The organism is Rhizobium fabae, assembly GCF_003985135.1.
Taxonomy (GTDB): Bacteria; Pseudomonadota; Alphaproteobacteria; order Rhizobiales; family Rhizobiaceae; genus Rhizobium; species Rhizobium pisi.
Genome location: NZ_ML133647.1, coordinates 284,649 through 311,176, shown reverse-complemented (window position 1 = coordinate 311,176; position 26,528 = coordinate 284,649). Strand labels below are relative to the sequence as shown.

At 58.3% G+C, this 26,528-nt stretch carries 28 protein-coding genes; 15 read left to right on the top strand and 13 right to left on the bottom strand.

The window, feature by feature from the left end; translation table 11 throughout:
• Nucleotides 1–6: 6 nt before the first annotated feature.
• Both EFB14_RS07380 and EFB14_RS07375 read left to right on the top strand, forming a co-directional pair.
• Nucleotides 7–729, top strand: coding sequence for an ABC transporter ATP-binding protein (locus EFB14_RS07380; RefSeq protein WP_126824005.1), 723 nt, complete (start codon nt 7–9; stop codon nt 727–729).
• A gap of 8 nt (nt 730–737) precedes the next feature.
• A complete protein-coding gene (locus EFB14_RS07375) occupies nt 738–1,625 on the top strand; it encodes a branched-chain amino acid ABC transporter permease (RefSeq protein ID WP_183604845.1) in 888 nt (295 codons plus the stop codon).
• A 157-nt stretch (nt 1,626–1,782) separates the two neighbouring features.
• Here EFB14_RS07375 and EFB14_RS07370 read toward each other — a convergent pair whose 3' ends face one another.
• Nucleotides 1,783–2,403 carry a GntR family transcriptional regulator gene (locus EFB14_RS07370; RefSeq protein WP_164737498.1) on the bottom strand — a complete coding sequence of 207 codons (621 nt, stop codon included), beginning with the start codon at nt 2,401–2,403 and terminating at the stop codon, nt 1,783–1,785.
• A gap of 178 nt (nt 2,404–2,581) precedes the next feature.
• On the opposite strand from EFB14_RS07370, the gene EFB14_RS07365 reads away from it, so the two are divergent.
• The 7 genes from EFB14_RS07365 to EFB14_RS07335 all read left to right on the top strand — a co-directional run bounded on the left by EFB14_RS07365 (nt 2,582) and on the right by EFB14_RS07335 (nt 8,502).
• Complete coding sequence (locus EFB14_RS07365; protein WP_165932284.1) at nt 2,582–3,391, top strand: carbon-nitrogen hydrolase family protein; 810 nt, start codon at nt 2,582–2,584, stop codon at nt 3,389–3,391.
• A gap of 12 nt (nt 3,392–3,403) precedes the next feature.
• A complete protein-coding gene (locus EFB14_RS07360; RefSeq protein ID WP_126824001.1) occupies nt 3,404–4,075 on the top strand; it encodes an RraA family protein in 672 nt (223 codons plus the stop codon).
• Between the two features lie 144 nt (nt 4,076–4,219).
• Nucleotides 4,220–5,176, top strand: coding sequence for an ABC transporter substrate-binding protein (locus EFB14_RS07355; RefSeq protein WP_164737496.1), 957 nt, complete (start codon nt 4,220–4,222; stop codon nt 5,174–5,176).
• A 28-nt stretch (nt 5,177–5,204) separates the two neighbouring features.
• Entirely contained in the window at nt 5,205–5,993 is a 789-nt protein-coding gene (locus tag EFB14_RS07350) for an ABC transporter permease (protein WP_126824000.1), read from the top strand.
• Entirely contained in the window at nt 5,990–6,763 is a 774-nt protein-coding gene (locus EFB14_RS07345) for an ABC transporter permease (RefSeq protein WP_097594859.1), read from the top strand. Before EFB14_RS07350 ends, EFB14_RS07345 begins: the two co-directional genes overlap by 4 nt.
• Before the next feature lie 20 nt (nt 6,764–6,783).
• Nucleotides 6,784–7,590, top strand: coding sequence for an ABC transporter ATP-binding protein (locus tag EFB14_RS07340; RefSeq protein WP_097594860.1), 807 nt, complete (start codon nt 6,784–6,786; stop codon nt 7,588–7,590).
• 96 nt (nt 7,591–7,686) lie between these two features.
• On the top strand, nt 7,687–8,502 hold the full coding sequence (locus EFB14_RS07335) for a creatininase family protein (protein WP_208661844.1): 816 nt from the start codon (nt 7,687–7,689) through the stop codon (nt 8,500–8,502).
• 79 nt (nt 8,503–8,581) lie between these two features.
• Here EFB14_RS07335 and EFB14_RS07330 read toward each other — a convergent pair whose 3' ends face one another.
• Complete coding sequence (locus EFB14_RS07330; protein ID WP_097594861.1) at nt 8,582–8,968, bottom strand: nuclear transport factor 2 family protein; 387 nt, start codon at nt 8,966–8,968, stop codon at nt 8,582–8,584.
• A 312-nt stretch (nt 8,969–9,280) separates the two neighbouring features.
• Between EFB14_RS07330 and EFB14_RS07325 the strand changes: the two genes are divergently transcribed.
• The 3 genes from EFB14_RS07325 to EFB14_RS07315 all read left to right on the top strand — a co-directional run bounded on the left by EFB14_RS07325 (nt 9,281) and on the right by EFB14_RS07315 (nt 11,462).
• Complete coding sequence (locus EFB14_RS07325) at nt 9,281–9,724, top strand: SRPBCC family protein (RefSeq protein ID WP_097594862.1); 444 nt, start codon at nt 9,281–9,283, stop codon at nt 9,722–9,724.
• A gap of 4 nt (nt 9,725–9,728) precedes the next feature.
• Nucleotides 9,729–10,358 (top strand): flavin reductase family protein, encoded by a 630-nt coding sequence (locus EFB14_RS07320; protein ID WP_097594863.1) that lies wholly within the window; start codon nt 9,729–9,731, stop codon nt 10,356–10,358.
• A gap of 141 nt (nt 10,359–10,499) precedes the next feature.
• On the top strand, nt 10,500–11,462 hold the full coding sequence (locus EFB14_RS07315; protein ID WP_245434834.1) for a LysR family transcriptional regulator: 963 nt from the start codon (nt 10,500–10,502) through the stop codon (nt 11,460–11,462).
• A 122-nt stretch (nt 11,463–11,584) separates the two neighbouring features.
• Here the strand turns inward: EFB14_RS07315 and EFB14_RS07310 are convergent, their stop codons facing one another.
• Nucleotides 11,585–12,040, bottom strand: coding sequence for a RidA family protein (locus tag EFB14_RS07310; protein WP_126823998.1), 456 nt, complete (start codon nt 12,038–12,040; stop codon nt 11,585–11,587).
• 176 nt (nt 12,041–12,216) lie between these two features.
• A complete protein-coding gene (locus EFB14_RS07305; protein WP_126823996.1) occupies nt 12,217–13,008 on the bottom strand; it encodes an SDR family NAD(P)-dependent oxidoreductase in 792 nt (263 codons plus the stop codon).
• A 329-nt stretch (nt 13,009–13,337) separates the two neighbouring features.
• Here EFB14_RS07305 and EFB14_RS07300 point away from each other — a divergent pair, with 329 nt between their 5' ends.
• From EFB14_RS07300 to EFB14_RS07290, 3 genes are all read left to right on the top strand, one after another.
• Nucleotides 13,338–14,861, top strand: coding sequence for a sugar ABC transporter ATP-binding protein (locus tag EFB14_RS07300; RefSeq protein WP_097594866.1), 1,524 nt, complete (start codon nt 13,338–13,340; stop codon nt 14,859–14,861).
• Nucleotides 14,862–14,958: 97 nt separating this feature from the next.
• Nucleotides 14,959–15,942 (top strand): ABC transporter permease, encoded by a 984-nt coding sequence (locus tag EFB14_RS07295; protein WP_126823994.1) that lies wholly within the window; start codon nt 14,959–14,961, stop codon nt 15,940–15,942.
• 31 nt (nt 15,943–15,973) lie between these two features.
• Entirely contained in the window at nt 15,974–16,954 is a 981-nt protein-coding gene (locus EFB14_RS07290; protein ID WP_097594868.1) for a substrate-binding domain-containing protein, read from the top strand.
• 368 nt (nt 16,955–17,322) lie between these two features.
• On the opposite strand, the gene EFB14_RS07285 is transcribed toward EFB14_RS07290, so the two are convergent.
• The 9 genes from EFB14_RS07285 to EFB14_RS07245 form a co-directional block, all read right to left on the bottom strand.
• On the bottom strand, nt 17,323–18,600 hold the full coding sequence (locus EFB14_RS07285) for a bifunctional 3,4-dihydroxy-2-butanone-4-phosphate synthase/GTP cyclohydrolase II (RefSeq protein WP_097594869.1): 1,278 nt from the start codon (nt 18,598–18,600) through the stop codon (nt 17,323–17,325).
• Nucleotides 18,601–18,619: 19 nt separating this feature from the next.
• Nucleotides 18,620–19,135: an NAD(P)H-dependent oxidoreductase gene (locus EFB14_RS07280; RefSeq protein ID WP_097594870.1), complete on the bottom strand. Its 516-nt coding sequence runs from the start codon at nt 19,133–19,135 to the stop codon at nt 18,620–18,622.
• A 107-nt stretch (nt 19,136–19,242) separates the two neighbouring features.
• The gene (locus tag EFB14_RS07275; RefSeq protein ID WP_126823992.1) at nt 19,243–20,727 is read right to left on the bottom strand and encodes an NAD-dependent succinate-semialdehyde dehydrogenase; all 1,485 of its coding nucleotides are present in this window, start codon (nt 20,725–20,727) and stop codon (nt 19,243–19,245) included.
• 40 nt (nt 20,728–20,767) lie between these two features.
• Nucleotides 20,768–21,784 (bottom strand): ABC transporter permease, encoded by a 1,017-nt coding sequence (locus tag EFB14_RS07270; RefSeq protein WP_126823990.1) that lies wholly within the window; start codon nt 21,782–21,784, stop codon nt 20,768–20,770.
• Between the two features lie 16 nt (nt 21,785–21,800).
• Nucleotides 21,801–22,772 (bottom strand): ABC transporter permease, encoded by a 972-nt coding sequence (locus EFB14_RS07265; RefSeq protein ID WP_126823988.1) that lies wholly within the window; start codon nt 22,770–22,772, stop codon nt 21,801–21,803.
• Nucleotides 22,772–24,331 carry a sugar ABC transporter ATP-binding protein gene (locus EFB14_RS07260; protein ID WP_126823986.1) on the bottom strand — a complete coding sequence of 520 codons (1,560 nt, stop codon included), beginning with the start codon at nt 24,329–24,331 and terminating at the stop codon, nt 22,772–22,774. The genes EFB14_RS07265 and EFB14_RS07260 overlap by 1 nt, the downstream gene beginning before the upstream one ends.
• A 174-nt stretch (nt 24,332–24,505) precedes the next feature.
• Nucleotides 24,506–25,408 carry an NAD(P)-dependent oxidoreductase gene (locus EFB14_RS07255; RefSeq protein ID WP_245438217.1) on the bottom strand — a complete coding sequence of 301 codons (903 nt, stop codon included), beginning with the start codon at nt 25,406–25,408 and terminating at the stop codon, nt 24,506–24,508.
• A gap of 17 nt (nt 25,409–25,425) precedes the next feature.
• A complete protein-coding gene (locus EFB14_RS07250; protein WP_126823982.1) occupies nt 25,426–26,115 on the bottom strand; it encodes a GntR family transcriptional regulator in 690 nt (229 codons plus the stop codon).
• A gap of 76 nt (nt 26,116–26,191) precedes the next feature.
• Complete coding sequence (locus EFB14_RS07245; protein WP_245438216.1) at nt 26,192–26,524, bottom strand: GFA family protein; 333 nt, start codon at nt 26,522–26,524, stop codon at nt 26,192–26,194.
• Between the last annotated feature and the right edge of the window lie 4 nt (nt 26,525–26,528).

Below are 26,528 nucleotides of genomic sequence, written 5' to 3'. Positions count from 1 at the left end.
CACGTCATGCTCCGCGTTGAAAATCTGGTCGTTCGATATGGACCGATCGAAGCCGTCAAGGGGATCAGCTTCGAAGTGGGCCAAGGCGAGATCGTATCTCTCCTGGGTCCCAACGGTGCCGGCAAGACCTCCACTCTTGCTGCGCTGATGAAGCTGATCGTACCGCAAGCGGGTACGATCACCTTGGCGGGTGAAGACATATCGGCAGTGGGAGCGGCTCAGATCGTTCGGCGGGGCATGACTCTTTCTCCAGAAGGGAGGCGCGTTTTTCCGAGATTGAGCGTTGAGAAAAACCTCCTTCTAGGCGGCATGGTCCTCAAGGACTGGCGCAACCCAGAGGTCCTGAACCGGATGTACGCCCGGTTTCCGATCCTTCATGAGCGTCGCAACCAACTCGCTGGAACCCTTTCGGGTGGAGAGCAGCAGATGCTCGCTATCGCGAGAGCGTTGATGTCTTCTCCCAAGGTCCTTCTTCTCGATGAACCTTCTCTTGGAATCGCGCCGAAGATCGTGGCCGAAAACTTCGATCTGATCTGCGAATTGCGCGATGAGGGATTCACGATCTTGCTCGTGGAGCAGAACGTCTTCCAATCCCTCTCGATCTCCGACCGGGCATACGTGCTCGAGAACGGCCGTATCGTGGCAAGTGGGGATTCGGACGACATCCTTAAAAGCGATCTTGTCCGGCATTCATATCTCGGGGTCGCCGACCCGATCGAAGCGGCATAGGTGCGACCATGGAAATCTTCATTCAATATCTCATCAATGCCCTGAGCCTCGGCGGTGTCTACGCGCTGATCGCCCTTGGGCTGGCAATCGTATTCAGTATTTTCGGCTTCATCAACTTCGCCCACGGGGAGCTTCTCACGCTCTTTGGCTATGCGTTGTTCTATTCACTGGGTGCGGGCATACCGTTTCCGCTGGCCGTAATCCTCTCCCTGATCGCGTGCATGATCGCAGCGGTCGCAATGGAGCGTATCGCGTTTCGACCATTGCGCGGGGCTAACCCCATGACCCTTCTGGTCACGAGCTTCGCTATATCCGGAGCTCTCCAGGTGATCTTCCAGGTGGCGTTTGGCGCGCTGCCCAAGCCCCTTAACATGCCGGGCTTCCTGACGGGCGCTTTCAATGTGGGGGGCGTTTACATCGGCGCTGCGCAGTTGATCTCAATCGTCACCGTTGCGCTTCTGGCCATCGCACTCAACCTTTTCCTGAACCGCACGCGGTTCGGTCTATCGCTCGTCGCATCGGCCCAGGACTTCGACGTAGCGAGATTGATGGGCATCAAGGTGAACACGGTCTACGCCATAGCGTTCGCGCTGTCCGGCTTGCTGGCTGGCGTCGCCGCCCTGCTGTGGGTTTCAATGCGCGGGTCGGTAACCCCGGACATGGGCTTCACACCGCTGGTAAAGGCATTCGTCGCGACGATCGTCGGCGGTATGGGCAGTTTGACGGGCGCGGTGGCCGGAGGGTTTTTCCTCGGAGTAATGGAGGTTGCCCTCCAGATCGTGCTTCCGTCCGATTACCTGGTTTTCCGCGATCCGCTGATCCTATCGATCCTGATTGGGTTTTTGTTGTTTCGGCCCCGCGGCCTGCTTCCTGCCGCGGCGATGCCGGTCAAGTAATGAAGTATCCGCGCCTTCTTCCGGCGCGGAACTGGTAATGACCAGACCGAGGTCGCTCGATCGCAGCGAGGGGCCTCCTCCTCACAGCTATCACGTGCATCACGTCGAGCCATGACGGACACATGTCCACCTCACGTTGGCGATTGGGAAACAAGGTTCAACGGAGATGTTCTCGCAACGTCCCGACCACCGCATCCAAATCGTACGCCTCCAGCCCGGCCAGAATCTTCCGGTGCTGCGCGTGGTTCGTGGCGAGCCAGCTTTCGGACCGAAGCATCTGGCCTCGATTGATGGCTGCACCCGAATTGTTTCTCCACAAAGATTCGAAGAACTCAAAAATCGGGCGATTGTTAAGGGTCTGCACCATCGCCGCATGGAATTCGCGGTCCGCGTTTATGTAGACCAGCATGGCGTCGGTGGTGGAAAAATCGCAGACCCCGTTCATTACTTCGAGGTTGGTACGCATCGCGTCGGGGATTGCCTTCCGTTCGACGCAGAATTCCGTCGCGGCGAACTGCTCGATCATCAAGCGAGCATGAAACGCGTCAAGGAGATCGGTGGAACTAATCGATCGGACCTGCGCGCCTTTCCGCGGCACCAGCGTAATGAAGCGCTCCCCTTCCAAGCGATTGAAGGCCTCCCGCGCGGGCGTTCGGGACACGCCAGTTGCCTGGCAGACGGTAGCCTCGTCGATGTAGCTCCCGCCGGGAAGGGTGCCATCAAGAATCCGCTCCCTTACCCAGGTATAGGCTCGATCCAAGGCCGACGATTTCTTCACCTTATAGTCTCCTTTCGCCGCGTCCTGCCGCGGCTCCGGCCGTTCAACCGGATCAACGCACAAATAGCAAGATACTTGTTGCATGCCTCGGGGATGCGTGCAATATTTCTAACACATGCACGATGCATGCGTGATGTATACATTAATTGAGAATTTCGCTAGGCAAGGAGCTTTGGTGATGAAAGTCAGCATCGGACAACTCGCAGCGACCGTCGATAAGGCGTCGAACATCGAGGCGATCGAGAAGGCCGTCGCCGAGGCGGCGAAAGCGGGGGCATCCCTCATCGTTTTCCCGGAGATGGCGATGTGGTTCAAACATGGCCTCGACGAGAACTTCATCGCCAACGCCGAGCCCCTGCCCGGCCCGTTCTCCAGCACGCTGGACTCATTGGCTTCCCAGCATTCCATCGCGATCGCAGCGGGCATGATGGAAAAAGTGGACGGCGAAGTCCGGGTTTTCAACACGATCTACGTGACGTCGGCAACGGGCGCGACTATCGGCAAATACCGCAAGATGCACCTTTACGACGCCTTCGGTCTCCGTGAATCGAATATCATCGCCCCGTCGAACACGTCCGCACCGATGATTTTCAATATCGAAGGCACGGTATTCGGCCTCATGACCTGCTATGACGTCCGGTTTCCGGAAAGCGCGAGGCTGCTTGTCGACGCGGGAGCGGAAATCCTTCTTCTGCCATCAGCCTGGACGCCCGGGGTACGAAAAGAGGACCACTGGGAGACGCTGGTGCGTGCTCGGGCTATCGAAAACACGAGTTATGTCATCGCGTCGAACCAGGCCGCGCCCCTCTCGACGGGATCGAGCATGATCGTCGATCCTATGGGTATTGTCGTCGCGCAATTAATGGAAGGTGCCGAAACCCGGACAGCTGAAATCTCTCCCTCCCGTGTTGCTTCGGTTCGCGCCGCAAACCCGTGCGTTGCAAACAGGCGCTTCAAGGTCAATCCGACCGCCCGAGTCATAGCCTGAGAGAGAGCAAATATGTTTCGCATTGCACCGACGCCGAAAGTCCTGCCATCCGAACTACTCGACCGAGCGGCGAAAATAGAGCCGGCGACCGTGGGTCACCTGCAGAACCATGGCTTCCCGCTTGGCCTCCGGCCGGTAACCAAAGCCAATCGTTTTGTCGGCACCGCGTTGACGGTACGCCTGTCGGCGATGGACGGAAGCGCATTACATTATGCGGCCGACCTGGTTGAACCCGGCCACGTTGTCGTCGTCGAGATGGGCCACGATCGCGAGCGCGCCTGCGTGGGGGCAATGGTATGTTTCGCGCTTTCCCTTCGTGGCGCAGCGGGAGTGGTAATCGACGGAATGGCGACCGATATCGCCGAGCTCGAAGATACGGGGGTACCGATCTTCGCCCGCGGCCTTAGCCCAGTGACGACGCGGCTTCTGGGCAATGACGGCGACGTCAACCTTCCGGTCAACGTCGCCGGCGCAATCGTGCGCCCGGGCGACCTCGTCATAGCCGATCCGAACGGCGTCGTGTTCGTCCATCCCTCCGCTTTCGATGAAATGTACGATCACCTCTTCGAATTTCAGGACGCCGAGCCCCAGGCGCGGATCGACCTTCGTTCGGGAGTAAAGCTCACCGACAAGTTCGGCGCGGGCGAACTCGTTCGACGCTCGGCAATCTACCTCGACCAGTAACCCGAATTTCCAAATCATCATTCAAAAAAGGGAACGAAGATGAACAGGGCAATTAGGAAAGTAATCGCAACGGCCGTCGCGACTGTATTCGCTTGCTGCGCCCCGGGCGCATATGCTGCCGAGCAAAACGAAATGCAGCGCATCATGGCAGCTGTGAAATACAAGTGCGACGCGCCAAACCAAGACCAAATCACCGACCTCAGCGTTGCGGCTCTTCCGATCGTCAGCAACGGAGCGATGTTTGCCGCCTTCAATCAGGGAATATTCAAGAAGCACGGCCTCAACGTCACTTTCCAGACGGTCGCCGGGCTTCCCGCGACGATTTCGGCTGTACAGGGCGGCGCGGTCGATATCGCCTTTACAGGCACGCTGGCAACTTTCCAGGCGATGGACAGGGGCATTTCCCTGACCTTTGTCGCGCCGTTTGCCGGCATCGCTCCCGGTTACTGGAAAAAGATGCAAGCTGGCGAGAAGGGCTTCACACGCGAAATCAACGCCCTGATGGTCGCTCCGGATTCGCCGATCAAAACGCCCGGGGACCTCTCCGGCAAGACCGTTGTCGTCGGCGACGTGAAAGGCCAGTCGGAACTCACAACCCGTTTCGTCATCAAAAAGCATGGTGGCGACCCCGACAGCGTGAAGTTCGTGGTCATGGGTTTCGCCGATGCCGTAAACGCGTTGATGGCAGGTCAGGTCGATGCGGCTTATTCGGCAGAGCCAGCAATCGTCAAAGCCGAGCAGGCAGGGTACCGCATCATCTCTTGGCCGGGCGTAGAGACGTTTGAAGAAGGTCCGACTTCGGGCTTCGTTGCTTCCACGACCTGGGTTCTCGAGAATCCGGAAGTCGCAGCGCGGTTCAATTGCGCTATCCGCGAGGCGACCGCGCTCGGGAGGGCAGACCCCGATCTCGTACGCAAGACGACCGCCGAGAAGCAGGGGGTCGATCCCAAATCCCTCGCGAACGCCGTTGTGCCCTACTACTTCACCTCGATGGACATGAAGGGTCTCGAACGCTTCTATTCGATCGAGAAGCAGGCGAAATTCATCACTGCCGACATCGACCTGAACGCAGTCGTCATCCCCCAGGCGATCGCAAACTGAGCTCGCGACCGGATCGGAGGTAAAGACCATGAACAACATCGTGTCTGTGCCGTTCATCCGTCCTTTGATGGCCGTCGCGGGCTTCGCGATATGGCTCGCGGTCTGGCAGTGGTTCACCACTGCCGGTCCGTTGGCCGGGATTTCCGGCATTCCGACAATGAGCGCCGCCGTCGGCGAAGCCTATCATCTCATCGGCAACGGCTCGTTCTGGCAGTCAGTCGGCGAGACATTCGTCATGGCATTGTCTGGATTGGGTATCGCCCTTGTCGTTGGCATCGCTCTCGGGTTGCTGACCGCAGTGTGGGAGCCCGCCAACGAGGCGCTGGATCCGGTCATTCAGTTCCTGCGCCCCATTCCGGCCGTCGTCATTCTGCCGCTTCTGCTTCTCATCCTCGGCCCTACACGTCAGCTCGGAATATTCCTCGCCGCCTATGGAGCGATCTGGCCGATCCTTGTTCAGGTGCAGGTCGGCATCCGGGACGTTGACCCGGTCGCGATCGATACGGCGCGGGCGATGACACTGCCCTGGCGGCGGGTCCAAACCGCCGTCGTCCTTCCAAGCGCAGCTCCGTACATCCTGACTGGCGTGCGGATTGGAGCAACGGCTGCGCTTCTCCTTTCGATAGGAGCGGGACTGTTGGGCGGATCGCCTGGCCTCGGGAGACGCATTCTCATAGCCCAGGAAGCCGCCCAATCCGATCTCGCTTTTGGCCTGATCCTCTGGAGCGGCCTGATCGGCATAACGTTCGCTTTCACGGTGAACGTCATCGAGCGAGCCATCCTGCATGGTCGCCGCCCGCTGGAGGAAGCCGCATGAAAAGCGCACGCAAAGTTGTCCTCGGGATCACCCTGCCCCTGCTGTTGCTCGCAGCGTACGGGTTATGGACTGCAAACTACCGCAACCCCTACTTTCCGACCCTCCTGGCGATTGCCGAACGGTTCCAGGAACTCTGGCTGTTCGACAGGTTCGTTTCCGACGTTCTACCCAGCCTCCGGAATCTGCTGACCGGATACGCAATAGCCGTGGCTCTCGGCATTTCGATAGGGCTGGGCCTGGGACGCATTAGGGTATTGAGGCTTCTTTTCACACCGCTCCTCGATTTCGCTCGATCAATCCCCGTGATCATGCTGATACCGCCGTTTGTACTCACGCTCGGTATTGGCGATGCTTCCAAGCTTGCGATCATTGCGCTTGGTGCGTTCTTTCCGATCGTGCTTGCCACGATCGACGGACTAAGGAGGACGGATCCGGCTTTGATCGACGTGACCCGCGCCCTGCGTCTACCGATCTGGAAGGAAATCACCGTGGCGTGGCTCCCGTCGGCTGCCCCGTCGATCGCCGGTGGAATGCAGACGGCCCTCCAGTTCGCCTTCATCCTGATGGTAGCCAGCGAAATGCTCGCCGCCATCCGAGGCCTCGGATACGTCACGATGCAAGCGCAGCTGACGTTCGACTCAACGAGTGTCTGGGCGGGTATCGTGTTGCTGGCCATTCTCGGCTTCCTGTTGAATCTGCTTTTCGTATCGATCCGCGACCACGTCCTTCGATGGTACGTCCAATCGCGCGCCTCTGCCCGTTCACGGTAAGAAACCCGGAGAGAGTTTTCATGAACACGAGTTCCAATCCCCGAATGGATATCCAAGGCCTGTCCAAGAGTTATGGTCACGGAAACGCGGCCATTCAGGTGCTCAAGGACATCACCTTTAGCGTCTATCCCGGCGAGTTCGTTTGCGTCGTTGGCCCATCCGGTGCGGGAAAGACCACGCTCCTAAGATGTCTTACCAGCCTCATGCCCGCTTCGTCCGGGCAGGTCATGCTTGACGGCGCTGCGCAAACGGGGCCTAACCCGAAAATCTCGATCGTCTTCCAGGAATATACACGCTCGTTGATGCCCTGGATGACGGCGGAAAAGAACGTCGGATTGGCGCTCTACAATCGCCACCTCCCGCGCTCGGAGGTGAAACGACTTGCCCGAGAGGCCTTGGTGAATGTCGGCCTTCAGGGGAGCGAGGATCGCTATCCCTGGCAATTGTCGGGGGGCATGCAGCAGCGCGTCGCCATCGCCCGGGCGCTCGTCACCGAGCCCGAAGTACTGGTGATGGATGAGCCGTTCGCGTCGATCGACGCACAGACGAAATTGGAGCTCGAGGACTTGACGCTTTCGTTGCAACGTTCCCGCGACATGACGGTCATGCTTGTCACCCACGATATCGATGAAGCGGTCTATCTTTCCGATCGTATCGTCGTTCTATCGAAAAATCCGGCCAGCGTGCAGGAGATCGTTACGGTCGATCTCGGAAAGGACCGCGACCAGTTTACGACGCGCGAGAGTCACATGTTCGGCGAACTGCGTTCGCACGTGCTCAACCTCATACGCCACTCGCAGGCTGTCGCGAAAGCACGCGCAGCCTAACCGCCCCAACGTAACTCGCGTCAGACAGTGTGGTGATCGCTTTTCACCGCAGCCGGGCAACCGTCTTCAAGAACCAAGTGAAAGTAGCAGGGATCGATGACCAAGTTTAAAATGGCAGAATTGACCGGAGGCGAAGCGCGCGCTCTTTACGCCGAAAACCCGGTGATCTTGCTCCCTTTGGGGAGCTACGAAGATCAGGGCGTGCACGCTCCAATGGGCGACTTCCTACACGCCGAGCGGATTTCGGAACTGATCGCTCAACAGGCGACGGAAAACGGCGTCCGGACGGTTGTCGCACCCGTTCTTCCTTTTGGGGGAAACGATTTTTTCGGCTCGATGCCAGGCGGCATAGCGCTATCGCCCGCGACATTCGCCACCGTTACCAGGGACATGCTCAACTGCCTCCTCCGGCATAATCTGACACGATTGGTCATCATGAATGGCCACAGCGGAAATGTTCAGTCGATCCAGGCGGTCACGCAGGAGATATACAGGGACAAAGGCATCCTTGTTCCGAGCCTCTACCTGTGGCACGCCGCCCATCGCCTGCTTCCACAGGTTCTCGGCCCCGACCGCGCCCGTTTGTCGGCGGGTCACGGAGCAGACCCGCTGACAAGCATTGCTCTTAATCTATTTCCCCACCTTGTCCGCACGGACATGATCCCCTCGCCTTCCGCCGCGCCGGAGGTGATTGGGCTTCCCGTGTCGGGGTTCGCTTCGGTGAGCTTCGAAGGAATAGACATCGCCATCCCCGTGGAAAGCGACGAGATCGCGCCTGAAGGTATTTTCGGAGGGGATGCACGCCTCTCGTCGGCGGAAACCGGAGCTGCCCTCGTTGGACAACTTGTCGACATCGGGGCGTCTTTCGTCCAGCACTTCGCATCGCAGAGACAAAGCCGCGCCAAGTCCTGAGCGTTAGCGGTCAACCCAACGAAAGGAGGTCGTCAGCATTTCGCTGACGACCTCCAGACAAGGGCTGTCTCGGGAGGGATTAGCCCTCGTACATGTGGTAGACCTTGGCGATGATCTGCCACTTGCCGTCCATTTTGATGAGGGTGTGGAGGTCGGTGTAGTCAGCGCCAATAGCGTCCTTCTCCATGTCGACGCGAACTACGGCGGTCGTCGGCGTGATGCCGAGGACATCGAGACGCACCTTGATTTCCGGAGCCGTGCCGTTTTCGTCGACGAAGTCGTACAGATTCTTAATCGGACCGCCCAGCAGCTTTCCATTGGTGAAGCCGTACATCACGGCGTCCTTGTTGAAGGCCTTTGCGACGTCGCCGGATTTGCCGACTCTCAGACCGTCAACGTAATGCTGAACAGTCGCGATGATCTCCTCGTAGTCCGACGTCGGGATGGTCTTGATATTCTTGGTCATAGAATTTCTCCGGTGGATTGAACGGGTGTTCCCGCGAACGAAATCGCTCGCATGAAGCGAACCTCGCGCGCCCGGTCGTCCGTCTGTAGTGGTCGTTACAGACCGTAATCTGAACAATTTAGCGGTAGTAGTCAAGCCGAATTTGAGCTTGAGCGGCATGGGTCTGAGGGGGTCGGAAGCCGCGGCGAAGTTTCTGAAAATGTACTCTTGACCATCTGTAGCAAAGATTACACAAAGTGTCTGTAGGGATCACTACTAATCAGTGGCGGCTTGCTTGCCATCACGCGCGCAGTGTTATCGGGAGGTTCAAAAATGCCATCGGTCGAATTCAACGACGTAATCGACAGCGACGCCGATCATGCATGGAACGTGCTTAAAAAATTCGGTGAGATTTCCAAGTGGCATTCCGACATCGCGGAAAGCCGTATCGACAACGAGCTGCCGGACGGCATGGTTGGGTGCGTTCGCAAACTCATCCTCGGCGACGGCGGCATAATCGTAGAACGCCTGCTCGCCACGGACGATGTGAGACGCAGTCTGACGTATCGTTTCGAGGAGGCTCCCTTGCCGCTCGACAACTACACCCTCACGGTCGCGGTCACGCCGCTGACCCGGGAGCGCGGTTCCTTCATACGTTGGTCTGCAACGTTCGACCTCAGGGAGCCCGATCCGGAGGGCAAGTACGAGAAGCTGATGCAGGGACTTATCATCGGCGGCAGCGATAGCCTGCAGGCCTACCTGCGCCAGTCACGCTGACATCATGGCGCTTGCTGGTCATACTTCCGGAGCGGTACCGAGAGACGGCTGGCTATCAGCAGGCTCGCACATCGCTCCGGTCGAGCTTGAAAAGGCTGTCCGGTTGATAAATCACGGCCCTACCGTCCTCATATCCGCACGCAGCGGAGGCGTTGACGATGTCATGGCCGCCGCCTGGGCGTGCCCCCTGGACTTTTCACCGCCGAAATTGACGGTGGTTCTGGATGCTAAGACGGCGACAAGGGAATTGATCGACAAGAGCGGTCAATTCGTCGTTCAGGTGCCGACGGCTCGCCAAGCAGCACTTACATTCACGCTTGGAAGCAATTCCCTGAAGACGGCCCCAGACAAACTCGTCCGGTCGGGCGTGGAACTGCTCCAGATGGACGGTTTTGACTTGCCATTCGTATCAGGCTGTTCCGCCTGGCTTGCTTGTAAGGTGATACCCGCCAAGGGTATTCAAGATTGGTTCGATCTCTTCATTGCGGAAATCGTCGGCGCTTGGGCCGATCGCCGGATATTTCGGGATGGGCACTGGCAGTTCGAAAACGCCGACTCGGAATGGCGAAGCCTCCACTATGTTGCAGGCGGCCACTTTTATGCGGTCGGCGAAGCCGTGGACGTTTCGGTCTAGGGCTGTACCTCGCGCGGTGACGCGAGCATTAGTTTCCCCGCGGAGTTCCATCACAGCTCCGCACCTCCTGGCCCGGCTTTACGCCGGGCCTTTTTCCTCGAATTACCAGCCGTGGAAGGCTCTGGAGTTGTGGGATATAACGTGCTGCACCAGCGCCGCTGCACTCCGAGGAGTTACTTCCTGAACATCGACTATTCCGAGCTCAACCGCGTCGACCTCAATCTCCTTATTGCCTTCGACGTCCTTCACGCCGAATGCAACGTCACGCGCGCGGCCGAGCGCCTGGGCATCGGTCAATCTTCCATGAGCCATTCACTAAATCGGCTTCGTAGACTGTTCGGCGACGAGCTTTTTACACGCTGCCCCGATGGCGTCCGGCCGACGCCCAGAGCGATGGCGCTCGCGCCCGCCATCAGAAGCGCACTGGGGATCATCCAGCAGAACCTGCTGCACGATGGCGTATTCGATGCCTCGCGGGCTGACAGGACATTCATCCTGGGAATGCCGGACAGCATAGAGGTGCCGCTCCTGCCCCGCCTTCTAGCGTTGTTGGCTCGGGATGCGCCGGAGATCAAAATACGCATCCGGGCGATCGACCGTTTCGACGTCCTCGAACAACTCAACCAGGATCGCCTGCATTTGGGCATCGCGGGGTTGTTGACGGAGGGTGGAACGCAACACAAGCGTCGAAAACTCTACGCGACCGGGTATCTTTGCCTGTTCGACCCGTTCCACCTTAATATCGACACGCCGGTTATGCTCGAGGATTACGTTGCTGTTCCCCATGTCCTCGGATCGCCCCGGGGTGATGCCCACGGGGTCGTCGATGACGCGTTGGCCATAAAGGGCCTAAAGCGAAACATCGCGGTCGTGACCCCGCATTTTGCAGCGGTTCCTTTCGTCCTGAAGAGTGCGCGGTTGATCTCCACCGTGCCCGAGCGTCCCGCCCGGATATTTGCACGCCAGTTCGATCTGGCGACAAGCCCCGTGCCCCTGCCCCTGCCGGAATCGGATGTTTCGATGATCTGGCACTCGTCGTATGACAAGGACCCTGCGCATCACTGGCTGCGCGAGGTTATCGTCAAGCTGACTGCGACGTTATGACGGTCCGCGCCTAGCCGAGCGAGCCAGGTGCCTCGACGAGAGCGATAAAAAGACCGACCCCCGTACCAGGGCGCTTCCGATAACGATCGGATCGATCGACAGCTGAGGTCGGGCCTCCCCTATCAGTCCACAAGCTCAAAAATCGCTTCGATCTCGACGCTAATGCCGAAAGGCAGGCTGCCCATGCCGACGGCCGACCGGGCATGCTTCACGCCGAAGACCGACTCGAACAGGTCGGAGCAACCGTTGATGACTTTCGAATGCTCGTCGAAATCCGGCGTGGCGTTGACCATGCCCAGAATCTTGACCACTCGTTTGACCCGATCGAGATTTCCAACCTCTTCCTTGAGAATCGAAAGGAGGTGCAGGCCCACGTATCGAGCATGCTCGGCACCCTGTTCGGTCGTGAGATCGCGCCCAACCTTGCCCTTGGGGATCTCGCCTTCGGGGGTGACCGGGACCGTTCCCGAGCAGTAGACATAGCTTCCCGAGCGAACGGCGTTGGCATAGTTGGCGGCGGGTGCCTTGACGATGGGCAACTCAAGTTTGAGTTCGGCGATGCGGTTTGAGATCGACATCAGCTAGCCTTCCATTTGGTGTTTTCGGGACGTCTCCAAGGACCGTCAAAGCTTGAGCCTGCTTCCCCCATCTGTCCAATCGATGGACAGCATAGCGGATATCGATTTGATCGATAGTGACGGCGTGAGGAGGCAGGCGGCATTCACTGTCGGGCTCCTGCGTTCCGAACTTATCGCTAAATGTCCCTGCCAAGCGACGGGGCGTCAAACCAGTTTGTCAGCGAAGCGCCTCCATCCACCACCAACGACGCCCCAGTCACGTAGCCCGATAGCCTATCGGACAGCACGACCAAAGCAGTTGGCACGAGGTCGTCGCTGCTACCGATCCGGCCAACCGGAATGAAGCGGACCATAGAGGGGTCGGCGACGAAACCGCCCGCATCGATGATACCGGGCACTAGGGCGTTCACCCTTATCTGAAACTGACCGAGGGTCTTTGCAAGTTCCTTGACCAACATGGCGAGTGCAGCTTTAGAGGTGCTGTAGTGCGGCAGGTTGCGAGGGGTGCCGGCATGGAGCGACGTGAGAAACAGAAACGACCCGGGACGCCCGGCACGTATCAAAGGTTTGGCCAGTTCCCGAGAAAGGTGGAAACCGGCGTCGACATTGACCGAGCGCATGGTTTCCCAGGTTTCGTCTGTCACGGCCAGCGAATGATCGCTCTCTTTCCTCGGCGGGGCGGCGCTGTGAACGAAGTGGGTTGTCACTCCGATTTCGTTTGCAGCGAAAGACAGGAGAGCGTCGCATTGCTCCCGCTTGGCTAGATCGCCGACCCATGGCACGGCGAGTTCAGGGCGGGGAGCTCCCGCAACAGCTGCCTCAACGCGCTCGGCACTTACATCCGCGAAAAGAGTTCTGACACCTTCTCCTGTCAGTGCCTGGGCGATCGATCGACCGATGCCGTTGCCGGCTCCCGTCACAAGGGCCCGGTGGTTTGCGTCATCGAATGGTTTGTCGAAAATGCTCATGCTTTTTGATTCCCGTATCTCGTCACCCAACGGGCGGATGGTTGGATTTTGGGCTGGGATGGCTCACGCCGTCATAGCCTCCGCCACTTTGGTATGATTGTCTGATAATACGCAACGGACATTGGATGCCACCATTTCATCCCCAGAATGCCATTTTCATGAGTTTCTCGCGTTATTAGAAGCATTCTTGATCCGACTTTGCTAGGTGCACAACCAGAAAAAGTATTTCCCCGCGTATTGACTCAAACTGATTTTCAGACAATCTGACAGAAGCGGCGGGTTTGAGTGGAGGACTTGGAGCCCGACGCCGCTGTTGGAGGATTATAATAATGCCTGTGAACGTTTCGGGAGTTTCCGGCCAAGGGCGGCCAACGGCTCTACCACTGATGAGCGCGGCCGGAATAGCGAAGTCCTTCAACGGCGTCCCTGCGCTCAAACACGGGAAACTTGAGGTACGCCCCGGTAGCGTCCACGCCCTGTGCGGCGGGAACGGCGCGGGAAAGTCAACCTTCCTGAACATTCTCATGGGTTCTCTTGCGCGCGATGGCGGGGAAATATTCGTCAAGGGCCACCGCGTCGAGTTCCACACGCCTTCGGAGGCCATGGCAAAGGGCGTCGTGATGATCTCGCAGGAATTGAACCCAGTTCCTGCCATGACCGTAGCCGAAAACCTCTTCCTGGGGCATGAGCCGAGGAAACTCGGAATTTTCGTGGACCACAAGACGATGCAACGGGATGCACGACGGCTCCTATCGGACCTGGAGTTCGACGTCCCAGCGAACGCGCGAATGGACGAACTTACGCTGGCCCAGACCCAACTGGTCGAGATCGCGAAGGCCCTCAGCCGCGACGCAGATATCATCATCATGGACGAACCGACATCCGCGATCGGCGAGCACGAAGCCCACATTCTCTTCAAGGCGATCCGCCGCCTTCAGGCGAAGGGTAGCGGCATAATCTATGTCTCCCACAAACTTACCGAGATTTTCGAGATCGCAGACGAATACACGATCTTCCGGGATGGCGAGTTTATCGAAGCTGGCCGAATAGCCGATATCGATCGCAGACATCTGGTGACGCAGATCGTTGGCCGTGAAGTCGAGACGCAGCGCAATTTCGACACCCGGATTACCGAGAAAAAGGTGCTTGAAGTTCGAAACCTGAGCGAGCCGGGAACATTCGACAACATTTCGATTGATGTTCGCGCTGGCGAAATTGTGGGGATCTACGGTCTTCTGGGATCGGGCCGCACCGAGTTTCTCGAAGCGGTCTACGGCGTTCGCAAGCCGAGCAGCGGTGAGGTCAAGTTAGACGGTAAAGCCGTCCGTCCCGGCAACCCCAGAGCATCCATCAAAGCTGGGATGACAATGATCCCGGAGGATCGGAAAATGACCGGCCTCGTGCTCCAAGCTTCGATCGCACACAACATCACCCTTTCGGTCATCCGGAAACTCACCCGGTTTTTCTGGATTAGGCGACGTAGCGAAATCAATATCGTCGACGCCATGATCGCGTCCCAACGCGTCAAATGCGCTTCTTCCAACCTCGCGGTCGAGAGCCTTAGTGGGGGTAACCAGCAGAAAGTCATCGTCGCCCGGTGCCTTACCAGCGATCCGAAGCTTCTCATATGCGATGAGCCGACCAGAGGCATCGACGAAGGCGCTAAGCAGGAAATATATTGTTTTCTGCGCGAGTTTGCCTCACGAGGCAACGCGGTACTGATGGTATCCTCGGAAGCACCCGAAGTGCTCCACGTGAGTGATCGGATAGCGATCTTCCGTCGGGGCAAGCTCTCGCACACCCTCGATGCATCCGTTGCTACGCAAAAGCACATAATGGACCTCGCAGCCTAAGCGACGGTCTCCAAACCATAACCTTCGTCAACCACCACACAGCAGCTCAGCGATCGCTTTGAGCAGCGATCCAATGTGCCCGTCGAAAGGAAATGCAATGTCCAACGAAGCGATTTTGGATGCGCGCGGAAAGAGCCACAATCCGACAGTTCATCTGAAGACTGCCCTTCAGACGTTCGGAATAGGCATCGTCTTTCTGCTGCTGTGCATGTTCTTCTCCGTGTCCAACGAGTTCTTCCTGACCTGGAACAACCTGTCCAACGTTCTCAGGCAGTCCTCCATTAACGGGATACTCGCGGTCGGAGTGACCTTTGTCGTCCTGACGGGTGGCATAGATCTATCGGTCGGCTCGGTGATGGCCCTGGCTGGGGCGGTCGCGGGTAGCCTTCTGACCCTCGCCTCTCCCTATCCCTTGCCGATCGGATTGGTGACCGGATTTCTGGTGGGAGGAGCTTGCGGCCTGCTGAGCGGGTCACTGGTCGCGTACCTACGCCTCCCGTCATTCGTTGCGACCCTCGGCATGCTCAGCATGGCCCGCGGTCTCACCCTCATCTATACGGACGGACGTCCCATTCCCAATCTGATGCCGTCCTTCAAATGGATCGGGGGCGGAAGTGTCGCGGGCGTTCCCGTTCCAGCACTTATCCTTTTCGCAGTCTTCGCTATCGCCTGGATATGCCTGAAGCACACGCCATTCGGCCGGTATGTCCATGCAGTCGGCGGGAACGAGCGCGCGGCGCGCGCGAGTGGCGTTTCCACCAATGTCATTAAATCCGCAGCGTACGTCGTCTCCGGCGTTCTGGCCGGGCTGGGCGGATTGCTCCTGACTGCCAGGACGACGGCCGCCCTGCCCCAGGCGGGCGTAGGCTACGAGCTTGACGCCATAGCCGCCGTCGTAATCGGCGGAACCAGCCTTGCGGGCGGCCGCGGCACGCTCGTGGGGTCGCTGTTCGGGGCATTGATCATAGGCACACTGAATAACGGAATGGACCTGCTGGGAATTTCTTCGAACTACCAGCAGTTTCTCAAGGGAGCGATCATCATTTTGGCGGTTGTCGTCGATCGGTCCCGTAAGGCGTAATCCAGCTCAACAACGGAGGAGTATTTTGAGCATGTTGCAGAAACTGACATTTGCCGCGGTCGTCGCCGCCCTGGCTGCATCGCCGGCGATCGGGAAAGACAAGCAGTTCGTCATCGGTGTCAATTCTTTCGGCGAGTCGGCCGAATACGCGCACACACTCACGGAAGAAATCCAGCAGCACCCCTGGGTGCTCAACGGGAAAGTCAAGATCGTCGTATTCGACGGAAAATTCGATCCACTTGTGCAATCGAATGCGATCGACACCATGATCACCCAGAAGTTCGATGCAATCATCATGGAATCGTTTGACCGCGAAGCGTCGTCCGCGCCGATCGAGAAGGCCATTGACGCAGGCATTCCGGTCATCGGTTCGGCGCTCGAATCGAGTTCCGACAAGATCACCTCCCAGATCATCGTAGATGATCCGCTGGGCGGCAAAATGATCGGAGACTTTCTTGCCGAGCGGCTCAAAGGCAAGGGCAACATCGTGGTGCTTGAAGGGCCGATTGGCCAGTCGGCGCAGATATCACGTAGGAAGGGGATCGACGCATCCCTGGCCGCGCATCCGGGGTTAAAGCTTATTGCTTCCAAGTCCGGAAATTGGAGCCGCGCCGAGGGCCAGGCCGTCATGGAGAACTGGCTGTCCGCATATTCGGGTCAGATTAACGGCGTGCTTTCCGAGAACGACGAAATGGCACTCGGCGCGATCGAGGCGATCAAGAGTGCTGGTCTTAATCCGGCGGATGTCCCTGTCATCGGTATCGACGGTATTCCCGATGGAAAGCGGGCGATCGCCGACGGAGAGATGTACATGTCCCTCTACAAGTATGCGAAAGCCGAGGGACAGGGTGCATTGGATCTTGCTCTGCGACAGCTCGTCGGCGAGAGCTATGAGCCTCAATCTGAGATCTGGAAGAGCCTCAACATCGATTGGGCGGGCGGGACGAGCAAGCACTACACCGTACCCTGGCTTACGCTCAACAAGGAAAATATCGCGAAATACATGAACTAAATGGTAAAGGGGCGGCTCGTCGGCCGCCCTAATCGCCTTCCGAGTGTCTTGCACCGACGAAAGCCTGCTTCGAGAATTCCTGTCGTGCTTTTGCAGGTAAGCGTGATCGGGATCAGTCCAAGACTAGATGATATACCCCATCCAGAAATACGGTGCGGACGCTCGCGTGCCAAAACCAGCCGTCACTCGCCTTGATTCAGGTGATCCATCAAATGGAACAAGGTCAGCGCACTCCAGGTGACAGCAACTCGATTGAAGTGATGTACGCCTAGCCCCAAGAGCTTGCCGAGACTGTGAGCGTTCCGATCCTCACCGCCAACCAAGCTAACGAAGCGAGAATATCGGTGCTGCCGAAGCGCAACCGCCTCTCATCCGAGGGGACCCGCTGAGATCTTGGCGCTCCACACCGAGACAACGTTTTCTGTCTCCTGGCCCGGAAGCTGGTCGTTCTGTAACAGGTGCCCGAACCGATCACGCTTTGTGCGAAGATAGGATATGTTGGTTGCGTTAGTAGCCGCGATAAGGCTTTGGCGGGATGTCACCGTCACGCCAGCGGCGCGCAACGCTTCCAATTTACCCGGATTATTCGTCAACAACCTCACGCTTTGGACGCCCAGATCAGCAAGGATATCCGCCGCTGCGCCGAACTGCCGAGCATCCGACGGGAAGCCCAACGCGTGATTTGCGTCCAAAGTATCCAATCCAGCATCCTGCAGTCCATACGCGGCGATTTTGTTACCTAAACCGATGCCACGACCTTCCTGACCACGAAGATAGACAATGCATCCTACTCCCGCCTGCCGAATGGCTCGCATCGACATCTCGAGTTGCTCGCCGCAGTCGCACCGCAGAGACCGGAAGACCTCCCCGGTGAGGCATTCAGAATGGACACGAGTCGGAACGTCGTGCCCGCCGGAAACATCTCCGTAAGTGAGTGCAATGTGTTCGAAGCCAGAGGCCTGGTCGCGGTACGTGATGGCGGAAAACTCGGCAAACCGCGTGGGCATCTTGGAGCTGGAGTAACGCTTGACCGCCGGCTCGACCGCCCTGCAGTGTTCGATGAGGGCTTCGATCGTCACGATATGCAGGCCGTGCAAAGCGGCGAATTCCATCAACTCAGGAAGGCGCGACATGCTGCCGTCATCGTTGGCAATCTCGCAGATAACGCCAGCTGGCGACAACCCAGCAAGCCGCGAAAAATCGATCGCGGCCTCCGTGTGACCCGGTCTGCCCAGCACTCCGCGCGGATTTGCGCGAAGGGGAAAGATGTGGCCAGGGCGTGAAAGTTCGGAAGGTTTGGTTTTGCTGTCAACGAGCGCGCGAATCGTGGCCGCACGGTCCTCGGCGGAAATCCCGGTGGTAGTTCCGATATTATAGTCCACCGATACGGTAAAGGCCGTCTGCAGGGAGTCGGAATTTCGGATGACCATTAGCGGTACATCGAGCTCGTCCAGCCTTTCGCCAGGCAGCGGTACGCAAATCAGGCCGCGCGCATGCCTCATCATGAAGGCAACGTGCTCGGGCGTGATTTTGTCTGCGGCAACGAGAATATCGCCCTCGTTCTCCCGATTTTCATCGTCCACGACGACGATCATCTCACCCTTCGCTATCGCTTCGATGGCTTGGCTTACGGTTGAAAAGGGCATGTTCTTCTCCCTGACGAGCCTATGCAACCAAGTCCGTCCGGACTTGTTGAACTACTTGGTGAACGACCGCTTTCAAACTGGAGCCCGGCAATCCGGCTTCGAAGTCATGATCACGAGCGTAGATGAAACGAGCTGGCATCCGGGCTTCAAAGAACCCGAAGAGCGAACGCATGTGAGCCTCGACGTGTTCGCCGTGGGCGGGAGCTTTCCCGGTAGCAAATGCGACCACCGGCTTGGAAGCAAGAGCCTTGGCATCCACCAAGTCGAACAGGTGTTTAAGCATTCCCGTGTACGAGGCCTTATAGACCGGGGAACCGACCACAAGGATATCCGCTTGTTCGATTGCCGCTAACACGGCCTCGACTTCACCCGGTGCCTCACTACGCCATACCGTGCCGCCCAACCCGGGCAGCGCGTCGATCAGGTCGAAGCAGTGCCCGCTTGAGCCCTCCGACAATTGATCCACCAAGTACTCGCAAAGCGAGCGGGTCTTGGAAGGCCGCGTGAGATTTCCGGTAACACCTACGATTTTCACCGAACTCCAACTCCTCCGTGTCTACCGCACACATTAGCAGACAATCCGACAATCTGCAAACGTTGATGCGGTGAGAGCGTTTTGGACCGGCGGGCCTTCGACCTGTTTCAGGCCAGTCCACCCATGCAGACGTATTTGATCGACAGGAAATCATCCATTCCGTATTTGGATCCTTCACGACCGAAGCCCGATTGCTTGACGCCGCCGAACGGCGCAACCTCGGTGGAAATTAGTCCGGTGTTGACGCCCACCATCCCGTATTCCAGGGCTTCTGTGATCTTCCAGACGTTCCTCAGATCGTTGGCATAGAAGTACGCGGCGAGACCGAATTCCGTGTCGTTGGCCAACTCGATGACTTCATCGGCGGTCTTGAACCGGAAAACGGGCGCAAGTGGAGCGAAGGTTTCTTCACGCGCGACTATCATGTCTGCGTTTACATCGGCGAGAACCGTGGGCTGAACAAAAGTGCCTCCGTTCGCGTGGCCGTGCCCACCGGTCACCAATCGAGCACCCTTTATGAGGGCATCCTCAATGTGAGCATTCAGTTTTGCCACGGCTGCCTGGTTGATCAGGGGACCGATGGCGGTGCCTTCTTCGAAGCCGTCGGCGATTTTCAGGCCTTCAACACGAGCGGCAAGCTTCGCAATGAACGCGTCGTAGACCCCGTCCTGCACATAAAGGCGATTAGCGCATACACAAGTCTGGCCCGCGTTCCTGAATTTGGAAATCATCGCGCCCTCGACGGCGGCGTCGAGGTCGGCATCATCGAATACTATGAACGGCGCGTTGCCGCCGAGCTCCAGGCTAAGCTTCATGATTTTCTGAGCGCCTTGGGCCATCAGCACCCGTCCGACCTCCGTCGATCCCGTGAAAGTCAACTTCTTGACGGCGGGGTTCGCACAGACTTCCTCGCCGAAAACGCGCGACTGGGTTGTTGGGAGCACGCTGAAAAGTCCTGCAGGAACTCCCGCGCGTTCTGCGAGCACCGCCAGAGCGATAGTGGAAAGCGGCGTTTCCGCGGCGGGCTTGAACACAATCGCGCAGCCCGCTGCGAGGGCTGGAGCGACCTTGCGAGTCACCATCGCATTCGGAAAATTCCACGGAGAAATGCCTGCCACGACACCGACGGGCTGTTTCAGGACGAGGATCCGTTTGTCTTCCTGGTGCGCGGGTATCGTGTCGCCATACACCCGCTTCGCCTCTTCCGCGAACCATTCGATATAGCTTGCCCCATATGCGATTTCACCGCGGGCTTCGGCGAGCGGTTTTCCCATCTCCGAGGTCAGGATAACCGCAAGGTCTTCCGCATTCGCGACGACCAGTTCGTGAAGCTTCTTGAGAATGCCCGCCCGATCTTTGCCCGTGCGCTTTGCCCAGCGCTTCTGCGCGACGCTTGCCACTTTGATGGCATGCCTGATGTCGCCGAGGTCCGTGTTGGGGATCTTCGCAAGCAGGTCTCCGTTGGAAGGGTTATAGACGTCTACTGTCGCACCCGTGCCGTCATAGTCGTGCCACTCACCACCGACATAGCTTGCCTCGCGCACGAGAGTTGCGTCCGTGAGCTTCGACCTCAGGGTTGACGAAATCGACATCAAGCATTCCTTTCAATGTATTGAAGCAGCGAACTTCCGTTCAGATCTGATTTCTGATGTGCGGTGACCGCGCATAGATCGCTACCATTGGGATGATAAGGAGGCCGACGATCGCTTGCTGAGCGGCAAAGCTAAGGCCAAGGCCAACGAGAAGAGAGGTGAGGACTGTCAAAACGAGGACGCCGAGCACGGACGCGCCATATCCTCCTGCCCCGCCCAGCAATGACGTGCCTCCGATGACGACAGCGGCCACCGTGGTGAAAAGGTAGGGATCGCCGACGCCGACATATCCGCCGCCGGAAAAACCGAGGAGAAGCACCCCCGTGAGAGCCGACATGCCCCCGCTTAACGCGTGGATCACCGTCCAGACCCGGAACTCCGAGATACCGAGGCGTGCCGCGGCGACCCGGCTTCCGCCAATTGCGTAAATGGAGCGCCCGAACCAGGTATTGTACAGTGCCCAGATCGTACTGCCCGTAATCACAAGCCAGAGTATAACCACCGGCGGCATCGCGAACCCGAACGTCTTTCCATTGAATGCCGCGAAATTTCGGAGCCAGTTGGGAACGGGCGCGAAGACCGTTCCGCTGAATGCAGAGCCGAGGGACGTATAGAGCTGAACCGCTCCCACAACCGCGAAGCCTACTCCCAGAGACATGATCAGGGCTTGCCCTTGCAGCTTGAAACTTAGGAGCCCGTTGCCAAAACCCACGGCCGCGCCCAGTGCCACGACGACGATCACTGCAAGCCACGCAGGCACGCCGGCGACCAGCAGCGTTGGATAGAGAATGTTCGCCGCGCCGATCAAATACGGTATCGAAAGGTCGAGAGCGCCCACCAACGCACACAGCGTCTGGCCCAGCGAGGCAAGGCCGAGGAACGCGGCCAGCAACAGGATCGAGCGCATGTTACGGGGTGATACGAAGCCCGGCACGAGCACCGCGCCAAGCACAATCAACACCGCCAGCAGTGCGAAGCCTATGGCTATGCCGCGCTGGACACGGATGCCGCGGGCACGGGACGTGGAGGGTGTGTCGATGTGTGTGAGTGTTGTCATGACTTTGGATTTCCTATCAAGCGACGCGGCGGCTGGTCATAACGACGTTGATGAGCAGCGATGTCATCAGAACCAAGCCAAAGGCCATCTGCGTTACATAACCCGTCACGCTCCCAAAGCTGAAAACGGAGAGCAGGTAGGAGATTAGAAACATGTTGAGCGCGCCCAACGTTGATCCGAGAGCGCCACCACGGCCACCAGCGAGATTGGCACCGCCCAAAACCAGAGCGGTCACCGCCTGGAGGGTATAATTGCTTCCCTGCGTGGGATCGCCGGAAGAAACCAGCGCGGTGTAACTCAGCGCGGCCAGTCCGACGAAAACCCCGCCGAGCATGTGGGCGGCGATCCGCACAAGATTAACCCTCACTCCACTCGTGTAAGCCATACGTTCGTCAGCGCCGGTCATCCGGAGATGGGTGAAAAACGAGGTCCTGCGAATGATGGCCCAGATGGCGAAAGCCGCGATCAATAGACCGAGCACGGGCGAGAAAATGCTTGTCCCTGCCCCCCAGCTCATCATCCAATCCGGTGCGACGCCCCCCGAGCTTGACATAACCATGAGGTTCACGCCCGAAAGAACGAGAAATCCCGAGAGAGTGACGATGATCGGGGCCACTCGGACATAAATGATGATCAAAGCTTGGATGAGCTGATAGGCAGCACCTACCCCAACCACCCACGATATCACGGCGACCGGGTTGGTGATTCCGTTTCCAACGAGCCACGCGATCAGCGTGACGTTGATAAAGCTCAGGAGCGGTCCCACCGCGAGGTCCACAGACGCCCGCCCCGCTATAACGATCGGGGTTATCGCCAACGTGGTAAGAACGAGCGGTGTCACCACCAATATCGCACCGCCTATGCCGTCAACTGTGAACAACCGCGGGGACAGGATAGCGGCCAGCAAAATCTGGACCACAAACAGAAGGCATGGAACGACGAGCGAGCGGTCCTGGAACAAGGCGGGCATTTTCAGTTGCGCAGACATCAGTGCACCTTCCTTTCAGATGTAAACTCGACGACGTCGGCTTCCGACCGCCCGAACATTGCTGCGAGGATTGTCTCTTCATTGATCTGGTCCCCCTCGAGCGAACGGTAAATTCTGCCGTGGTGGAAGACATCTACCCGGTCCGCGAAACCGAGAAATTCCTCGATTTCGCTCGAGAGGTAGATCACGGCTCCGCCCTGTTCCGCGAATATCTCGAGCTCGCGATACAGATCGCGCTTCGTGCCCAGATCGACGCCGCGCGCCGGGTCGTTGAGAATGATGACCTTAGGATTATTGGCGAAAGCCCGGCCGATGAGTATCTTCTGCTGATTTCCACCCGATAGGGACGTGATCCTATTGTCTGGGCGGCCGATTTTAACCCGAAGGCGATCGACTTCCCTGGAGAACATCTGTTTGAGCTTGCCTCGTCTGATGATTCCGAGCGAGCCCAGATTCTTCTTGTAGATGCCGATAGCGAGATTCTCGAAGATGCTCTGCTGGGGGAAAATACCTTCACGCTTCCGGTCGCCGGAAACATACACAACGCCAAGGCGCGCGGCGTCCTCGAGTCCGCCCATCAAAACAAGTTCGTTTCTCCCGGAATCCAGCGCTTTCGCATCCCCGCCGAACGGCGCGACGATTCTCGCTAGTGCACGAACGAACGCGTCTTGGCCCTGGCCGTCCAGACCTGCCACGCCCACGATGGAGCCTTCTTTGATTGCGAAGTCAAAGGGGGCGGAGCCGCGTTGCGCAATGGTTTTGGTGACCTCCAGAACGACCCGGCGGTTTTCGGCGGTTTTCCGTTTGCCATCTTTCGCGGCACCGCTGAGTTTGCGATCGGCAGGCGTCATCATGGCCAGCAGATTGTTCTCGTTGATGTCCGCCTTTTCCAGAACACCGACCGTAACACCGTCGCGTAAAATCGTAGCGCGGTCCGCGATCCGAACCAGTTCGGCAATCCTGTGAGTGACGATGATAACCGTAGCCCCTGCCTTGCGCAGCCTGTCGATCTCATCGTGCAACCTAACGGTCGCATCGAGATCGAGCGCTGCCGAGGATTCGTCGAGAATGAGTACTTTCGGGGATTTCAAGATTGCACGCGCAATGACAACCCATTGCTTAACGCTGAGCGGAAAGTCGCCGACGTTCCTCGACAGGTCTACATGCTGGCCCACAAGCCGATCGAGCAAAGCTTGCGCTTCGGCTCTGCGTTTGCCGGAAGATTTGCGCCATTCAAAGAAACCATCGCGGCCGACGTAAAGATTGTCGAGAACGCTTGCTTCCTCGGCGACAAGAACCTCCTGAAATATCGTGGCGAGTCCGACGGTCTTGGCGTCGATCGGCGTTTTGATTGTCGTGCCGAGGATCGTCGCTTCCCCCGTGTCGGGACGCAGCACGCCAGACATGATCTTCGCCATCGTGCTCTTGCCGCTTCCGTTCTCGCCGACGATGGCGTGAACTTCACCCGCGCAGGCTTCGAAATCGCACTTCTTCAAGGCCTTCGTCTCTCCGAATGCCTTGGCAATACCTACTAGGCGTACTGTCACTTCGCTCGCCATGTCTCTCCTCCCATCGAGCGGCAAAACCCGCCCGCCGGCGCACCAAGCGCGCCGAACGTAGAATTCGCGAATTTTCTCAATTTTCGTGTCCGGCGACCCGCTTATGCGAAATCGCCCTCCTCACTCCGCGGGCAGAATGACAGATTGTCTGATAATCTGTCAATAGGGAGGATGCTATTTCGCGCCGTCCTGACGGTGGCCGGCCAGATATTTAACGATTTCGGTGTGGTCGACTCCGCTTCCGAGGTCGTTCGCCGCCCGTTCCCAGACACCCGCGATATGTATCAGATTCTCGAAGTTCAATCCCAGTTCAGACGCGAGGCCGTTTGCAATGCCGATGTCCTTTGCCATCAGCCCGAGTGCGAACCCGCTGTTGAAGGTCCCCGACAGGATGAACTGCTTCATTTTGATTTCGGACGTGTTGCTTTTGCCGGACGAGGCATTGAGGATGTCCACGACGACCGTCGGCTCCAGACCGAACTCCTTACCCAGCAGCACGCCTTCGATTGTCGCAACGACCCCTGCTCCGGAAACATAGTTGTTGATGGCCTTCATAGCGTGGCCGGAACCGACTGCACCGGTCCGGAAGATGTTGGCTCCAAGCATACGGAGCAGAGGTTCTGCCTCGTCGACGTCTCGAGCCTCTCCGCCAACCATGACAGCCAGGGTTCCCGAAATCGCCCGCCGAGTACCGCCGGACACGGGAGCGTCGACCAGCCGGATCCCTTTCGACTGAAGCTGCTCCGACAGCCTCCTGGTGTCGCCGGGAGCAGAAGAGCTCATGTCGATTACAAGCGCTCCTTGCTTCAGGCTGCGCCAGTTTTCTCCCCCGAGAAGTGCCTCGCGCACGATTTTGCCGTTCGGCAGCATCGTTATGATGACGTCGGCGTTCCAGACCGCTGCAGCAATGTCTGCGCAGGACGTCCCTCCAGCTTCGGAGAAACGTCTCTTTGCCTCGTCCGACAAATCGAATCCCGCCACTTCGCGGCCTGGCCCGATGAGATGGCCCGCCATGGGCAATCCCATCGCGCCGAGTCCGATGAACGCAATCTTCAAACGAGGAGTTTCTTCATTCATAGCCTGATCCTGAAATGCTAGGTGCGTGGTGATCCAACGTTCTGGATGAGATACTCGAGCGCAACTTTCGCAGCCTTCTCGATGTGGAGCTTGCATGCGGCCTGCGCTCGCAGGGCATCCCGAGCTTCGATAGCGGCGGCGATTTCCTTTATTTCCGAAAGACTGTGAAGCAGCCTTCCAGGCTGGTTCATCGACGTCATCCGCAAGAGGTTTATGCGGTTGTGAAGGCTCGTCAGCATCTGCCGAGCGAAGATATTTCCGCTGCCGGACATCAGGCAGTCGTAAAAAGCGTTTTTCGCCGTTGCGAGGATCGCGCTGTTGCCTGCGTTCACGGCCCTCTCGAATTCCTCCACCGCTTTCGCGAGCGCGCGTATTTCGACCTCGCTGCCACGCTCGGCAAATTGCTGTCCGGCGAAGCCCTCCAGAATGGCCCTGACCTTATAAAGCTGGTCGGCTTCCTCGTAGGTTATCAGCGTCACCACTGGCCCACGATGCGGATAGCTCGTGACAAGCCCTTCGGCTTCGAGCTGGCGCAGGGCCTCCCTGATCGAAGTACGCCCTACCCCGATCAAGGCACAGAGTTCGCGCTCGATGAGACGGTCGCCCGGCCGAAACCGACCTTCGGCGATCGCCTGCCGAAGCTTTTCCTCGACCTGTATTCTCAACGAAGCGTTTTGCCTCTCTACCTGGAGAGTACCGTCGTTCATCGCTTCTCACCCCGCAGTAGGACGAACACCAAAAGCGCGCAACGCTGGACGCAGCGCGGATACGGTCGCAACCTTCTCAGGGAAACTCTTCGAAGCTCGGCTTCGAGGCATCGTGATTCAGCCACGGGCGGGCGTGCGACATCCATACGTTCGACTCGGCCACCGAACCCGGATCCGTGTCGAAGGTACCAGCCCGGAGGACCTTTAGGTCCGGGTTGGACGGGCGTTCGGCGTAAACGTGAGAGCCACACGTCGAGCAGAACCAGCGTAGCTTTCCTGGGGTGGATTCGAAGCTTTTCAGCACGTCTACGCCGGCGAGCAGTGTGAAGTGCTCGCTCTTCACCTTTGCCGCGGTATTGTGGTCGGCCGCGTGTGACTTTCGGCAGGTCTGGCAGAAGCAGTTCCACATCGGG